12 protein-coding genes are annotated in these 14,503 nt (G+C 60.2%); 6 read left to right on the top strand and 6 right to left on the bottom strand.

The genetic code is table 11. The features are described 5' to 3' along the window. Positions 1 to 52 precede the first annotated feature (52 nt). A complete protein-coding gene (gene cobT / locus ACR0E6_RS05880; protein WP_480581572.1) occupies positions 53 to 1,063 on the top strand; it encodes a nicotinate-nucleotide--dimethylbenzimidazole phosphoribosyltransferase in 1,011 nt (336 codons plus the stop codon). 31 nt (positions 1,064 to 1,094) lie between these two features. Here the strand turns inward: cobT and ACR0E6_RS05875 are convergent, their stop codons facing one another. Both ACR0E6_RS05875 and ACR0E6_RS05870 read right to left on the bottom strand, forming a co-directional pair. After that, the gene (locus tag ACR0E6_RS05875; protein WP_480581571.1) at positions 1,095 to 2,975 is read right to left on the bottom strand and encodes a monovalent cation:proton antiporter-2 (CPA2) family protein; all 1,881 of its coding nucleotides are present in this window, start codon (positions 2,973 to 2,975) and stop codon (positions 1,095 to 1,097) included. Positions 2,976 to 2,994: 19 nt separating this feature from the next. Further along, entirely contained in the window at positions 2,995 to 3,450 is a 456-nt protein-coding gene (locus tag ACR0E6_RS05870; protein WP_170451354.1) for an Lrp/AsnC family transcriptional regulator, read from the bottom strand. Positions 3,451 to 3,597: 147 nt separating this feature from the next. Between ACR0E6_RS05870 and hppD the strand changes: the two genes are divergently transcribed. Further along, on the top strand, positions 3,598 to 4,695 hold the full coding sequence (gene hppD / locus ACR0E6_RS05865; RefSeq protein WP_480581568.1) for a 4-hydroxyphenylpyruvate dioxygenase: 1,098 nt from the start codon (positions 3,598 to 3,600) through the stop codon (positions 4,693 to 4,695). A 23-nt stretch (positions 4,696 to 4,718) separates the two neighbouring features. On the opposite strand, the gene ACR0E6_RS05860 is transcribed toward hppD, so the two are convergent. Beyond that, the gene (locus ACR0E6_RS05860) at positions 4,719 to 6,680 is read right to left on the bottom strand and encodes a hypothetical protein (RefSeq protein WP_480581566.1); all 1,962 of its coding nucleotides are present in this window, start codon (positions 6,678 to 6,680) and stop codon (positions 4,719 to 4,721) included. 164 nt (positions 6,681 to 6,844) lie between these two features. Between ACR0E6_RS05860 and ACR0E6_RS05855 the strand changes: the two genes are divergently transcribed. Further along, complete coding sequence (locus tag ACR0E6_RS05855; RefSeq protein WP_170630232.1) at positions 6,845 to 7,540, top strand: SIMPL domain-containing protein; 696 nt, start codon at positions 6,845 to 6,847, stop codon at positions 7,538 to 7,540. A 2-nt stretch (positions 7,541 to 7,542) separates the two neighbouring features. On the opposite strand, the gene ACR0E6_RS05850 is transcribed toward ACR0E6_RS05855, so the two are convergent. From ACR0E6_RS05850 to ACR0E6_RS05840, 3 genes are all read right to left on the bottom strand, one after another. Beyond that, on the bottom strand, positions 7,543 to 8,253 hold the full coding sequence (locus ACR0E6_RS05850; protein WP_480581564.1) for a GNAT family N-acetyltransferase: 711 nt from the start codon (positions 8,251 to 8,253) through the stop codon (positions 7,543 to 7,545). A gap of 3 nt (positions 8,254 to 8,256) precedes the next feature. Continuing rightward, positions 8,257 to 9,549 carry an O-acetylhomoserine aminocarboxypropyltransferase/cysteine synthase family protein gene (locus tag ACR0E6_RS05845; RefSeq protein ID WP_170518006.1) on the bottom strand — a complete coding sequence of 431 codons (1,293 nt, stop codon included), beginning with the start codon at positions 9,547 to 9,549 and terminating at the stop codon, positions 8,257 to 8,259. 70 nt (positions 9,550 to 9,619) lie between these two features. Next, entirely contained in the window at positions 9,620 to 10,615 is a 996-nt protein-coding gene (locus tag ACR0E6_RS05840; RefSeq protein ID WP_480581561.1) for a hypothetical protein, read from the bottom strand. Positions 10,616 to 10,892: 277 nt separating this feature from the next. Between ACR0E6_RS05840 and ACR0E6_RS05835 the strand changes: the two genes are divergently transcribed. The 3 genes from ACR0E6_RS05835 to preA are packed head-to-tail and all read left to right on the top strand — an operon-like array spanning position 10,893 to position 14,432. Continuing rightward, positions 10,893 to 12,227, top strand: a complete 1,335-nt coding sequence (locus ACR0E6_RS05835; RefSeq protein WP_170451340.1) for an NAD(P)-dependent oxidoreductase — start codon at positions 10,893 to 10,895, stop codon at positions 12,225 to 12,227. A 43-nt stretch (positions 12,228 to 12,270) separates the two neighbouring features. Beyond that, entirely contained in the window at positions 12,271 to 13,107 is an 837-nt protein-coding gene (locus ACR0E6_RS05830; protein ID WP_170451338.1) for a methyltransferase domain-containing protein, read from the top strand. Between the two features lie 20 nt (positions 13,108 to 13,127). Continuing rightward, positions 13,128 to 14,432, top strand: a complete 1,305-nt coding sequence (gene preA, locus ACR0E6_RS05825; protein ID WP_480581559.1) for an NAD-dependent dihydropyrimidine dehydrogenase subunit PreA — start codon at positions 13,128 to 13,130, stop codon at positions 14,430 to 14,432. Positions 14,433 to 14,503: the final 71 nt, after the last annotated feature.

Genomic DNA, 14,503 nt, shown 5'->3' with positions numbered 1-14,503 from the left:
TATCTCAGCTTCGGTTAAACACACAGGACCACTCTGATGCAATGAGGCTTTGATGCTGCCCGAACTGAATGATTTGAACACGTTCCGCGAAGCGTTGACCAACGCGCCGGAACCGGACACCGCCGCGGCGACCGGAGCAGCCGAGCGTAATGGTCAGTTGACCAAACCCCCCGGCGCGCTGGGGCGGCTTGAGGATTTGGCGATCTGGTACGCCTCATGGCGCTGGGATGCGCGGCCACAGATCGAAGCCCCTCAGGTCATCGTATTTGCGGGCAACCACGGGGTGACGGCGCAGGGCGTTTCGGCCTTTCCGCCCGAGGTCACCGTTCAGATGGTGATGAATTTCGAACATGGCGGCGCGGCGATCAATCAGTTGGCCAAGGCAGCGGGAGCCAAGATGGACGTCCACGCGCTGGAACTGGATCGCCCCACGGCGGATTTCACGCAAGAGCCTGCCATGACCGCGGCCGAACTTCTCAGCGCCTTGCAAACCGGTTGGAATGCCGTGGACCCGCAATCCGATCTGCTGGTGGTCGGCGAGATGGGGATCGGCAACACCACCCCCGCAGCGGCCATTGCCTGTGCGCTGTTCGGCGGGGATGCCTCGGACTGGACCGGGCGCGGGACCGGTGTTGACGATGTGGGCCTTGCCAACAAAACCCGCGTTGTGGCCGAAGGCGTGGCGCGCCATGCCAGCGCGGACGGGCTGGAAGTTCTGCGCTGCCTCGGCGGGCGCGAGATAGCGGCAATGGCAGGCGCTATCGCCGCTGCGCGCGTCCTGCGCATCCCGGTCATTCTGGACGGGTTCATTTGCACGTCGGCTGCCGCCTGTCTGGCGCGCGTGTCCGCCTCGGCGCTGGATCACGCGGTTGCCGGTCACCAAAGCGCAGAAGGCGCGCATGGGGCCATGCTGTCGAAGCTGGGCAAGGATCCCCTGCTGAGCCTTGGCCTGCGGTTGGGCGAAGGCTCGGGCGGAGCGCTGGCGATCAACATCCTCAAAAGCGCGGTTGCCTGCCATTCGGGCATGGCAACCTTTGCCGAGGCAGGCGTTTCGGACGGATAAACAAAGCGCCTGACCCGGGCTGCGGCCCCGGTCAGGCGGATTTCTTGGCGTGTTCTTCGGCCAGTTCCAGAAGCGCCGTTTCCAGATCCTTTTCCAGTTTCTGCGCACGCTCGATATACTTTTTGTTCTCGGCCGTCGGCATGCCCGGGATCCACAGCTCGGCCAGTTCGCGCACTGACGTCCGGTCGTGGTGGTAAAAGGTCTGCTCGGCCTGCGCGGCCTCGTATTCGCTGAGGCCGATGTTCTCCAGAACATAGCGCCCGGCACGCAAGGAACTGTCGAACATCTCGCGGACAATGTCGTTGGCTCCGGCCTGATACAACTCGTATACATGGGTTCTGTCATGGGCGCGCGCGATGATGTGCAGGTCCGGGCGCTGCCTTCTGGCAAAGCCGACCAGCCGTGTCACCGTTTTCCGGTCATCCATTGCGGCGACAAGAACCGAGGCTTTCTCGAGCCCCGCAGCGCGCAAAAGTTCGGGCCGTGTCGGATCCCCCAGAAAGCCTTTAACGCCGAAACGCCGCATCAACTGGATTGTCTCGATATCGTGGTCCAGAACGATGGTCTTGAAGCCGCTGGCCACCACAAGGCGGTTGACGATCTGACCGAACCGCCCGATGCCAGCGATGATCACCGGGCCTCTCTCGTCGATCTCATCGGGTTCCATCGTGGTGGTGGGTTCGCCGATTTTGCGCGACAGCACGTCATAGATGATGAACAGCAGGGGCGTGATCAGCATCGTCAGGGCAATGATCATCAGCAGTTTCTGGGCCAGATCCTGCGGGATGACGTTCTGCTGCCGCGAAAAGGCCAGAAGCACAAAGCCAAATTCGCCTGCCTGCGCAAGACCCAGGGTGAACAGCCAATGATCCCGGCCTTTCAGCTTGAAGGCCTTGCCGACGATATACAGGATGATCCCCTTAGCTAGGATCACCAGAAGGGCCAAGCCAATCAGGTCCAGCGGGTCGTTGAAGAAATAGGCAACGTCAATCCCGGCCCCGACGGTGATGAAGAACAGCCCCAAAAACAACCCTTTGAAGGGTTCAAGGTCGCTTTCCATCTCGTGCCGGAATTCCGAGCTGGCCAGCACAACGCCCGCTAGAAAGGCACCCAGAGCGGGGGACAGGCCCACCAAGGTCATCAGGAAGGAAATGCCCACCACGATCATCAGCGCCAGCGCCGTATACATCTCGCGCAGGCGGGTGGCGTGGATAAAGCGGAACAAGGGGCGGGTCAGGTAGACGCCCGCCAGAATGACGAAAGCAATCGCGCCGATGGTCACAAGTGTCACCGCCCAGCCCGGCAGCCCTTCGACCAGAGACAGGCTGTGATGTCCGGCGTCATGCAGATGCTCAGCGCCGCGATCGATCGAGCCGTCAGCCTCGATATGAGGGATGGCGGGCAGGGCAAGCAGGGGCAGCATGGCCAGAATCGGGATGACCGCAATGTCCTGCGTCAGCAGTACCGAGAAGGTGGCCCGCCCGCCATTTGTCTGCATCAAGCCCTTTTCCGACAGGGTTTGCAGCACAATCGCCGTCGAGGACAGACATAAGGTCAAACCAACGGCCAAGGCGACGGACCAAGGGTGATTAGCATAAAAGGCAACGCCCGCGATGACGGCGGTGGACAGCAAAACCTGCAGCCCGCCCAGCCCCAGCAGCCTGTCCCGCATGTCCCACAAGGCCCGTGGCTCCAGCTCAAGACCGATCAGGAACAGCATCATGACGACGCCGAACTCGGCCACGTGCTGCAAATCTTCGGTCTCCGCGCCGACCAGGCCAAGAATGGGGCCGATGATGATGCCGGCGGCCAGGTATCCAAGCACTGACCCCAGCCCCAGACGTGCCGACAGGGGCACGGCAATCACGGCGGCAGCCAGATAAATTGAAGCCTGGTAAAGGAAATCGTCCATATGTGTCCTCGTTGCCCGCTCAGGTCGGCAGGGGGGCGTCGCGTTTCAGTTGGTCCATCACGATCTGGCTTTGAACCCGTGCTACAGCAGGATGCGGCAGGATCACCTGATGAAGCAAGCTGTTGAGCGCGGAAAGATCGTCGCAATAGACATGCAGCAGGTAATCTGCCTCACCCGTCATCGTCCAGGCGCTGGTGATCTCGGGGCGGGCGTCGACCATTCGGGCAAAGCTGGCGGATTGTTCGGGGCCATGGGTGCCCAGATGAACCTGGATGAACCCCTGAACATGTAGCCCGAGCTTTAGTGGGTCCAGCCGGGCAGCGTACCCTGTGATATAACCCTCGGCCTCAAGCCGCTGACGGCGGCGACCCGCCTGACTGGCCGACAGGTTCAGCACCTCGCCCAACTGTTGCGCCGTCAGATGCGCGTCCCGCTGCAAAGCTGCAAGCAATCCGATATCGATATGATCAAGCATGTGCGGCGTTTTCTCAGTTTTCTTTTACTGGATGCGAGTTTTGCGCGTCTTTCTTTATTTTACATGAAAACAATGCGCAGAAACAGCGTTGGTTAAGGCGTATTTTAGAATCAGCAAAGAATTACCGGCTTCCCAAGGAGACGCGCCATGGGTCCTTTCCCGCACAACGCCCCGAAATCCGTTATCAGTTCAGAAAACCCCGCAGGCACCGACGGGTTTGAATTTGTCGAATTCGCCCATCCGAACCCGCAAGAGCTGCGCGACCTGTTCGCCAAGATGGGCTTTGATCTGGTCGCCTGCCACAAGGCCAAACCCCTGGTCGAGCTGTGGCAGCAGGGCGATGTCACCTATATTCTGAACGCCGACCCGGACAGCTTTGCCGACAAGTTCGTGGCCGAGCACGGGCCCTGCGCGCCCGCGATGGGCTGGCGCGTGGTGGATGCGCAAAAGGCGTATGAGCACGCGGTGTCCAAAGGGGCCGAACCCTATGACGGGGCGGACAAAACCATGGACGTGCCTGCCATCAAGGGCATTGGTGGATCGTTGCTGTATTTCATCGATCAGTATTACGACACATCGCCCTACAATCAGGAATTCGAGTGGATCAAGGAATCCAAGCCGCGGGGCGAGGGGTTCTATTACCTCGATCACCTGACCCACAATGTCTACAAGGGCAACATGGACAAGTGGTTCAGGTTTTACGGCGATCTGTTCAACTTCCGCGAAATCCGGTTCTTCGACATTCAGGGCAAGTTCACCGGTCTTTACAGCCGCGCCTTGACCTCACCCTGTGGCCGCATTCGTATCCCGATCAACGAGGATCGCGGCGAGACCGGGCAGATCGTGTCTTACCTTAAGAAATACAAGGGCGAAGGCATCCAGCATATCGCAGTGGGCAGCGAGGATATCTATGCCTCGACCGATGCCATTGCCGAGAACGGTCTGAAATTCATGCCCGGCCCGAACCGCGCCTATTACGACATGTCGAAAGAGCGCGTGACAGATCATGATGAGCCGCTGGAGCGGATGATGAAACACGGCATCCTGATCGACGGTGAAGGCGTTGTGGACGGGGGTGAGACCCGGATTTTGCTGCAAATCTTTTCAAAAACCGTGATCGGGCCGATTTTCTTCGAATTCATCCAGCGCAAGGGTGATGACGGATTTGGCGAGGGTAACTTTCAGGCCCTTTTCGAATCCATCGAGCGTGAGCAGATCGAAAGCGGCGAGATTTCGGCGGCTTGACGCGCGCCTGATAGGCAAAGTGATCATCCACGCGGCATCGACAGGGTCACGTTGCGGCCCTTTTTCTGATACCGCAACTCACTGTCGCTGATGGCGATGACCTTGCCGCCGTCAACCCGGTCACCGACCTTCAGCTTTTTGTACCGACCGCTGGGCAAGCGAACCAAAGCGCGCCGGTTGGCGGGCGTGCCGTAGACCCCGATCAGGTTCAGCCTGCGCAGGTTGATGGCGTTGTCGATGGTCGCCTGCCGCGCAACAGACGCGGTGGACGGGATTTTGGGGGCGACGGCCTTGGGCTGGAACGATCCGGCCTCGTCACTGTTTTGGTCAACAGCAGCGGTTGAGCCCAGATTGGACGCAGCCGGGGCTGCTGCCGCGACGCGCACAAGACCAGCGGGCCGGGTTTTGGGGCGCGGCACGCGCACAACGGCTAGGGCGGTGGGCGTGTCATCCACCTCGGGCGCGGCTTGCAGGGATTCGGGCCGGAGTTTTGGCCGCATTACCGCCAGTTCTTCCAGGGACCGACCGCCCAACTGCTGACGCTCGAACCGTTCGTCCAGATTGTCCGGGCGGGGTTTCGGGCGGAACCCGGCAAGGCGTGTGTCGGTTTCCTCGACCACGGGTTCCTCTTCGAAACGCGTGGGAACATCCGGCGGAACCGAGGCGGGGCGACCGAGATAGACCATAATGCCGTCAGGGTTCAGGGTGCCGTCCGGGGAAGGTGTCACAAGCCCACGCTCATCCAGATCGAAACCCGCCACGGCTGCGCGCGTCAGGGCAGGGGCGTCAAACGGCAGATCCGTTTCGAAGCTTTCGGCAGGTGCCAGCGCCACTGCGTCGTTCGAGAAATCGGACTTGTCGATTGAGGCAAGATACAGATCGTCCGGCTCGATCAGAGATGGTTCGCTGGGGCGGTCGGGTGCAAGATCAACAACCACGACGCCCGGTTCAACGTCTTGCGCGGTGTCGGAGTCCCGTTCGATCTCTTCCACCGGGGTTGGCTGCACCTTCAACGCTTCCAGAATCGCCGCGTCTGTTGGCGATAAGGCGGGCTGGTCGTCGGGCGCCTGCGGTTGTGTCGCAGAAGGTTCGACCGAGGCCAAGGTATCCTCATCCGGCACAAGGTCGGTTGTTGGCGCACCCACCACCTCGGTTTCAATCGGCGGTGTTTCGGCGAGGTCTTGAGCGGCCTCTTCATCCGGTGTCGCGGTCAGTAGGTCTGGCTCGCCTTCGGCCAGAACATCCTCATCCTGCGCGCCCATCAGGGACCATGCGCCGATTGCCACCGCCAACACAGCAGCCGCTGCGATGGCTGGAACGGTCAGACGTTTGGGATCAAAACCTTTGCCACCCGAAGGCACATCAGCATCCGGCGGAGCGGGCGAGCGGAAAGCATCGGGTGCTGCCGTTTCGGCAATGACGTGGACCTTTGGCTCTGGTTCTTCCTCGACCTCGGGCTCTACCTGTGCAGCAGGATGTTCGATTTCGGGCACTGCAACGGGCGCAACCGGCGCAGGCTCCAGATCAAATATCGGCTTGCCGGGAAATGTGTCTTCGTCGGGGTCTGCCGTGTAGGCAACGGGGACAAACCCGTGTTCAGCAGTAAAGCTCTGCGCTTCGTTCAGCGTTTGCAGCGACACCGCCGCGCCAAATGTCGTTCGGTCCTGACGGACAGTGGCGAAACTCAGTTCCGATTGCTCATACGGCGTTGCTGCAACCAGCTCATCGCGAACCTTCTGTGCGCTGTCCTCAGGCGACAGACCACGCGTCTCGACCGAGAGATAGCGAATCTGATCCGCCGGAATCACCACATTGCAGCTTAGGTCATTTTCCAGCGCAAAGGCCTGATCCCGCAACGCATGGATCTGCGCGTTCAGATCATCCGCATCCAGAGAAACGGTTCCAATACTGTACCACTCGCCCTCGGACAGGTGGTGCAGCGAAATTCCGGTTGTAGAAAATGACAGCGCAAAGGCGGGTTTCATAATCCCGTGGAACCATAACTCATATCATCAGCGCAAACGATAACACGCCTGCAGACCGACCCTAAAGCAGGAAGCCGCCGAGGGAAAGAAAAAGCCAAGCACCCCCCTTGTATGGCAAAGCCCTGCCAACCCATGTTGTAGGCAATTAGTTTGGAGGGATGACCTTGAAGACATTCGCTTTTCTGGCCGCCATGATGGCCGCAACAACCGCCGGGCTGGCCCATGCGGAAGAACGTCGCATCAATGTGGACGCCACGGGAACCGTGCAGGTCGCGCCCGATATGGCGACGATTACGTTGGGCGTGACAAACGAAAACGCCGAAGCCTCGGTGGCGATGCAGGCGACATCGGACGCTGTGGCGCAGGTTCTGGCGCGGCTGACGGATATGGGGATCGAGGATCGGGATGTGCAAACGCGCGACCTGTCGCTGTCGCCGGTCTGGTCGAATCGAAATCAGCGGGACGGCAGCGCGCCCGAGATCACAGGCTTTGTTGCGTCGAACCGGGTATTTGTGCGGGTGCGTGATCTGACCCAGTTGGGACAGATCATGGATGCCGTCATTCAGGACGGGGCCAATGATTTTGGCGGCCTCAGCTTTGGTCTGCAGGACCCCAAACCGATCGAGGTGCAGGCCCGCGCCAAGGCGGTGGGCGAAGCTACAGCCAAGGCCGAGCAGCTGGCGCAAGCGGCAAATGTCACTTTGGGTCCGGTCCAGACAATCTCGGAACGCGGTGGCGGTGTGCGCCCGATGGCCGAGATGCGCGCCTTCAGCGCGGCGGATGCCGGTAGTGTACCCGTGGCCAGCGGAGAGATTTCGGTTTCGGTCAGCGTCTCGATGGAATTCGAGATTTCCGAGTAAGACTACGCCTCAGCGCGGGTCATCAGCGGTTTTCGTTGCTGGCCCGCCGCGTCGAAATTGTCGGGCGACAGCCATTCTTCGAACGCGGCCTTGATACGGGGCCAGTCACTGTCGATGATCGCATACCACGCCGTATCCCGATTGCGGCCCTTGTAATGGGTCGCCTGCCGAAAGATGCCCTCGAACGTGAAACCCAATCGCTGCGCCGCCCGGCACGAGGCGGCATTGAGCGCGTCGCATTTCCATTCATACCGGCGATAGCCCAACTCGTCGAAGACACGTTTCATCATCAGGTACATGACTTCGGTCGATTGCGGCTTGCGCTGCAACAGGGGGGAGAAGTGGATGTGCCCCACCTCAATTGCCCCGGCCGCAGGCGCAATCCGCAGGTACGAGGCCATGCCCACCGGCACCTCATCCGCATCCAAAACTGTGTTAAACATCGGATCCGCATCCATACAGTTGGCGCGCGCCCAGGTTTCAAAATCCGGCTCCGAGTCAAACGGGCCGTAGGGCAGGTAGGTCCAGTTCCGATGATCGGTGTCATTGGCAAACGCCCGGAACAATCCGGGCGCATGTCGGTTCACGTCCAGCGGCACGACCGAGCAATACTGGCCTATCATCGGCGTATAAGGCGGTGTCGGGCGCGGGAAATCGCCTGTGACCGGCAGACCGATGGGTTGACCCAGTGCGTTTGTGTCGTGCCCGCTCATGGTTTAGCTGCTGGCTTTGGCCAGGGCCTGATCCAGATCGGCGATCAGGTCATTGGCATCCTCGATCCCGATGGATACACGCACCACGTTGGGGCTTGCGCCCGCAGCCTCTTGCTGTTCCGGCGACAGTTGCCGGTGCGTGGTCGAGGCCGAGTGGATGATCAGCGACCGCGTATCGCCCAGATTGGCGACATGGCTGAAAATCTCCAGCGCGTTGACCAGCTTGATACAAGCGTCGTAGCCGCCTTTGACGGCAAAGGTGAACAGCGCACCGGCCCCGCGCGGGTACTGCGCCTTGACTCGGTCGTGATAGGGTGACGAGGGCAGGCCCGCATAGGTCACGTAGTCCACGCGATCATCGGCTTCGAGCCACGCGGCGATCTTCTGCGCATTCTCGACATGACGCTCCATCCGCAGTGACAGGGTCTCGATCCCCATCAGCGTGTAATGCGCGGCTTGCGGGTTCATGGTCATGCCCAGATCGCGCAGGCCGATGGCGATGCCATGGAAGGTGAAGGCCAGCGGGCCGAAGGTTTCGTGGAATTTCAGCCCGTGATACGCCTGTTCCGGTTCGCTGAGTGAGGGGAACTTGTCATTCGCCGACCAGTCGAACTTGCCCGAATCCACAATGCAACCGCCGGTGACAGTGCCATTGCCGGTCAAATACTTGGTGGTCGAATGCACCACCAGCGTCGCCCCGTGTTCGATCGGGCGGCACAGGTAGGGCGTGGCCGAGGTGTTGTCGACGATCAGCGGAATGCCTGCCTCGTCAGCCACATCCGCCAGCGCGCGGATGTCGGTGACATAGCCGCCCGGGTTGGCGATGGATTCGCAGAACACCGCGCGGGTGTTTTCGTCGATGGCGGCCTTCACGGCGTCAAGATCGTCGGTGTCCACAAACGTGGCCGACCAGCCAAAGCGTTTGATCGTTTGGCTGAACTGGGTGACGGTGCCGCCATACAAACGGGTCGAGGCCACCACATTACAGCCCGGTCCCATCAGCGGGAACAGCGCCATGATCTGCGCCGCATGTCCCGAGGAACAGCAAACCGCACCGACGCCACCTTCCAAAGTCGCCACACGCTCTTGCAGCACGGCCACCGTTGGGTTGGTCAGGCGCGAGTAGATGAACCCAACTTCTTGCAGGTTGAACAGGGCCGCCGCGTGATCAGCATCGCGGAACACATAGGCTGTGGATTGATAAATCGGTGTCTGCCGCGCGCCTGTTGCCGGATCAGGGCGCGCGCCCGCGTGAATCTGTAGCGTGTCGAAACCGTAGGTGGGGCCGTCAGACATCGAAATTCTCCTGTTGGACTACGTGTTGCCGAATCTGTAGGACATTGACCGCCGTCACACAACGCTGCTGTCAGCGCATCCACAGGCCTTGCGCTTTGATCCGGTTGCGAATGACCTGTTCGCGGCTGGGTAGGGCGTTGCGGTCGAACAAATCCCGGATTTTCTGACCTTTGCCCTGAATCACCAGCCTTTTGATCGGATCGTATTGCTTGAGAACCTTCTTGATCTTGTTCGGCGCCGTGACGGTTTCCAGAACATCGATCACATGGTCGCTTTCGCGCGCGTAAAGCAGCGGGAAAAGGCGATAGTGGCAGCTGACCGAACCATCCAGAAGCCCTTCGGGCAATGCATCACGACCGCCGCCAAGGGAATGGATCACCAAGGGGAGGGCGGCCTGATCCAGCCACGGGTCAAGGTTTTGCCCGTTCAGTTCCGGGATATCTTCGTCGCGGATCGTGCGCGCGTAGTCGAGAAAGCGCGCGCCGAACTGGCGCGGGCATTTGTAGAAGAAATAGCCTGCGTTGAAATACAGGTATCGCCGCCAGTGCTCATGCGGTTGGCTGGTGTCGATCGAGCTTTCGAAATCCAGCCCAAATCGATGATACAGCGCGGACCAGATGCCTTCGAACCCCGGCCCATAAAGCGTGGGTTTGGGCCATGTGCCCTCGACCTTCAGCGATGCGCCGGGGCGGTCGAAATTGAAGGGAACACTGCCAAGGTCACCGGTGATCAGCGTATCCGTGTCGAAGAAAACAAAAGGCTCTCCTTCGGGCAGGGCCAACAGCGCTTCGATCTTGTTGCCATGAGGATAGCTTTCGCCAAAGACCTCGGATTCAAACGGCAGGACTTCTGCATCAAGATGCTTCAGCGCCTTAAGTACATCTTCGTCCTGAATGTCGGGGTTCTGGCCCCAACGTGGACTAGGTTTGGGCGTGGCGACAAACAGCCGTCCTTTGAAATCGGGAGAGGAATGGCGCAGCGAAGCCGCAAACAGCACAGCCTCATATTGCAGGCGGTTATTCTGACCGACGATGACGATGTTGAAGTCTTGCGAATCTGCCCGCATCTGTGCCCGTCCCAAACATGCGCGCTTGTCTCGCGCACCTGCCTTCGGGCTTACAGCAACCGGGGTAGGGCGTCAAAAGCCAGTTGCGGGGCCAGAAGGCTCATGGAGGCGGCTAGGATACCCGGATTGCACCAAATTTGAGCAAAACCGCCGCTATTTTCGGTGAAAGCCGTGTCGATTTCAAATTTTTGACCACTTGGCAAATTTTACCAATTGATAAAAAATCAAAATGTGGCAAGCTGAGGTCACAACAAACATATCTACAGGGAGTAGAGCGATGGCACAGGGCCAGATGGCACCCGGAATCGTTTCCGGGCGGCTTTCCAGCGATGAGCTGACCTCGAATTTTACCGATTTGCATCCGCCGCTGGCCCCGCACGAGGCCGCCGTGGCCGCAGATCGCTGCTATTTCTGCTATGACGCGCCATGTGTGACGGCCTGTCCGACGGATATCGATATTCCGTTGTTCATTCGCCAGATTCAGGCGGGTCAGCCGCAATCTGCGGGACGGACCATTCTGGACCAGAACATTCTGGGCGGCATGTGCGCCCGTGTCTGTCCGACCGAGACCTTGTGCGAAGAGGCCTGTGTGCGCGAAACAGCCGAAGGCAAACCGGTTGAGATCGGGCGTCTGCAACGCTTTGCGACTGATGATGTGATGGCCTCGGGCGTTCATCCGTTCGAACGTGCCGCCGCGACGGGCAAAACCATCGCTGTGATCGGGGCAGGGCCTGCCGGTCTGGCCTGCGCGCATCGGCTGGCAATGCTGGGCCATGATGTGGTGATCCATGAAGGCAAACCTAAGCCCGGCGGTCTGAACGAATACGGGATTGCCGCTTACAAATCGACCAATGACTTCGCGCAGGCCGAGGTGGATTGGCTGCTGAAGATCGGCGGTATTTCCATCGAAACGGGGTCGCTGTTGGGCGAGGGCCTCTCGCTTGAAGGCCTGATCGAGAATTACGACGCCGTGTTCCTGTCCATCGGTCTTGCTGGCGTGAACGCGCTGCGGGCGCAAGGGGTAGACAAGGACGGCGTGCGCGCTGCGGTCGATTTCATCTCGGACGTGCGGCAAGCGTCGGATCTGGCCGATTTGCCAGTGGGGCGCAATGTCGTTGTGATCGGGGGCGGCATGACTGCTGTTGACGCGGCGGTGAAGTCGAAACTGCTGGGTGCCGAGCATGTCACGATTGCCTACCGCCGTGGGCGGGACGCAATGGGTGCCAGCCGGTATGAGCAGGATCTCGCGGCATCGCACGGGGTTCGGATCATGACTAATGTTCAGCCTGTTGCGGTTCATGGCAACGGTGCGGCGGTCGAGGTCGAGTTGGAATATACCTCAAGCCAGAATGGTCAGCTGACTGGAACCGGCGAGACCATTCGCCTGCCTGCAGATCAGGTGCTGAAAGCGATTGGTCAAACGCTGGACGGCGCGCCCGAAGGTCTGGAACTGGACGGCAACAAGATCGCCGTCAGCGGGGCCGGACGCACCTCGATGGCTGGTGTCTGGGCGGGCGGCGACTGCGCCGCGGGCGGGGAAGACCTGACTGTGACCGCCGTTGCCGAAGGCCGGGACGCGGCGATGGACATCCACGCGAGCCTTGTTTCGTGATAGGGTGAGGCATTCAACTCATCCCATTCGCTGAGGTACCGCTATGTCCCAGATCGAAAACGCAGTTGCCCAACACTACACTACCGGCGCTCTGACGGATCGCGTGCGCGATGCCCTGAAAGCCAGTGGCGTTGACCCCGACGCGGCCACGGTCGCGGACCTGAAAGCCGGTGACGAGTTTCACACTGGCGGGGTTCTCGCCACGGATCATCTGTTTGCCCAGCTGTCGCCCACCCATGCGACGCGGGTGCTGGATGTGGGCTGCGGGATCGGCGGGACATCGCGTTATGTCGTGGACCGGTACGACTCGAGGGTGACAGGGGTCGACCTGACACCTGAGTTTGTCGAAACGGCAACGGCACTCAGCGAGATCGTGGGGCATTCCGACAAGGTCGAGTTCCACGTCGGCAGTGCTTTGGACATGCCAGTACCGGATGCCGGGTTCGATCTGGCGGTGATGCTGCATGTCGGCATGAACATCGAAGACAAGGCCGGGCTGTTTGCCGAGGTGTCGCGCGCACTTGCCACGGGTGGCAGCTTTGCCCTGTTCGACGTGATGGCTGGTGCAACAGACGAACCGTTGGCTTTCCCCTTGCCTTGGTCGACTGTGGCCGAGACTTCGTTTGTGCACGCGCCAGAGGTCTATAAGGACGCAGCCGCATCGGCGGGGCTTGAATTGGTGACCGAGACGGATCGTACCGAATTCGCCATCAAGTTCTTCGAGGAAGTCTTTGCAAAGATTGCCGAAACCGGCCCCGCGCCGTTGGGCATCCACCTGATGATGGGTGATACGGCACCAGAGAAGTTTCAAAACTACGTCGCAAACCTGCATGCCGGGCGGATTCGCCCGACCGAGATGATTTTCAAGAAAACCGGCTGAGGAGCCGGAAAGGAGTACCCATGGCTGACCTGACGACAGACTTTCTGGGCATTTCCAGCCCCAACCCCTACTGGCTGGCCTCGGCCCCGCCGACCGACAAGGAATACAACGTCCGCCGCGCCTTCGAGGCCGGATGGGGTGGTGTTGTCTGGAAAACGCTGGGGGCCGAGGGCCCTCCGGTCGTGAACGTCAACGGCCCGCGTTACGGGGCCATTTATGGCGCGGATCGGCGGCTGTTGGGGCTCAACAATATCGAACTGATCACCGACCGGCCCTTGGATGTGAACCTTGAAGAAATGGCGCGGGTCAAGGCGGACTACCCGGATCGCGCGCTGATCGCTTCGATCATGGTGCCGTGCGAGGAAGAAGCGTGGAAAGCCATCCTTCCTCGTGTTGCCGAAACGGGCGCGGACGGGATCGAACTGAACTTCGGCTGCCCCCACGGGATGAGCGAGCGGGGCATGGGGTCTGCCGTGGGGCAGGTGCCGGAATATATCGAAATGGTCACCCGCTGGTGCAAGATGTATTACGACCGCCCGGTGATCGTGAAGCTGACGCCGAACATCACCGACATCCGCAAACCTGCGGCTGCGGCTCGGAATGGTGGGGCAGACGCGGTATCGCTGATCAACACGATCAACTCGATCACCAGCGTCAATCTGGACACGTTCAGCCCCGAGCCTTCGATTGATGGCAAGGGCAGCCATGGTGGGTATTGCGGCCCGGCGGTGAAGCCGATTGCGTTGTCCATGGTTTCTGAAATCGCACGGGCCGAGGCGACGCATGGCATGCCAATCTCGGGCATTGGCGGCGTCACCACTTGGCGCGACGCGGCAGAGTTTATCTCGTTGGGTTGTGGCAATGTGCAGGTCTGCACGGCGGCCATGACCTATGGGTTCAAGATCATCGATGAACTGACGGCAGGCCTGTCCGAGTGGATGGATGAGAAAGGCTATACCAGCGTCTCAGAAGTCGTTGGGCGGGCGGTGCCGAATGTGACCGACTGGCAGTATCTGAACCTGAACTACATCGCCAAGGCCAAGATTGATCAGGACCAGTGCATCAAATGTGGCCGTTGCTATGCCGCCTGTGAGGACACCAGTCATCAGGCAATTTCGATGTCGCCAGATCGCGTGTTCGAGGTGATCGACGAGGAATGCGTCGCCTGCAACCTCTGCGTGGATGTCTGCCCGGTCGAAGGCTGCATCTCGATGGAGCCGATGGCCGCGGGCGCGGTGGATCCGCGCACCGGCAAGGTTGTTCAGGAGGAATATGCCAACTGGACGTCCCACCCGAACAACCCGATGGCGGAAGCCGCCGAGTAAGAGATACCGGTATCCCGCAAAAACCGGTTCGGTGATACAGTGCCGCTGATAGACAGGATCAAAGGAGAATG

The sequence above is a fragment of the Ruegeria sp. AP12 genome, assembly GCF_056540025.1.
This window is presented reverse-complemented; position numbering and strand designations above follow the sequence as displayed.

Bases quoted from the DNA above. Each gene is read 5' to 3' on its own strand.
- cobT (WP_480581572.1), top strand. From the start codon at position 53: ATGCTGCCCGAACTGAATGATTTGAACACGTTCCGCGAAGCGTTGACC.
- ACR0E6_RS05875 (WP_480581571.1), bottom strand. From the start codon at position 2,975: ATGGACGATTTCCTTTACCAGGCTTCAATTTATCTGGCTGCCGCCGTG.
- ACR0E6_RS05870 (WP_170451354.1), bottom strand. From the start codon at position 3,450: ATGCTTGATCATATCGATATCGGATTGCTTGCAGCTTTGCAGCGGGAC.
- hppD (WP_480581568.1), top strand. From the start codon at position 3,598: ATGGGTCCTTTCCCGCACAACGCCCCGAAATCCGTTATCAGTTCAGAA.
- ACR0E6_RS05860 (WP_480581566.1), bottom strand. From the start codon at position 6,680: ATGAAACCCGCCTTTGCGCTGTCATTTTCTACAACCGGAATTTCGCTG.
- ACR0E6_RS05850 (WP_480581564.1), bottom strand. From the start codon at position 8,253: ATGAGCGGGCACGACACAAACGCACTGGGTCAACCCATCGGTCTGCCG.
- ACR0E6_RS05845 (WP_170518006.1), bottom strand. From the start codon at position 9,549: ATGTCTGACGGCCCCACCTACGGTTTCGACACGCTACAGATTCACGCG.
- ACR0E6_RS05840 (WP_480581561.1), bottom strand. From the start codon at position 10,615: ATGCGGGCAGATTCGCAAGACTTCAACATCGTCATCGTCGGTCAGAAT.
- ACR0E6_RS05835 (WP_170451340.1), top strand. From the start codon at position 10,893: ATGGCACAGGGCCAGATGGCACCCGGAATCGTTTCCGGGCGGCTTTCC.
- ACR0E6_RS05830 (WP_170451338.1), top strand. From the start codon at position 12,271: ATGTCCCAGATCGAAAACGCAGTTGCCCAACACTACACTACCGGCGCT.
- preA (WP_480581559.1), top strand. From the start codon at position 13,128: ATGGCTGACCTGACGACAGACTTTCTGGGCATTTCCAGCCCCAACCCC.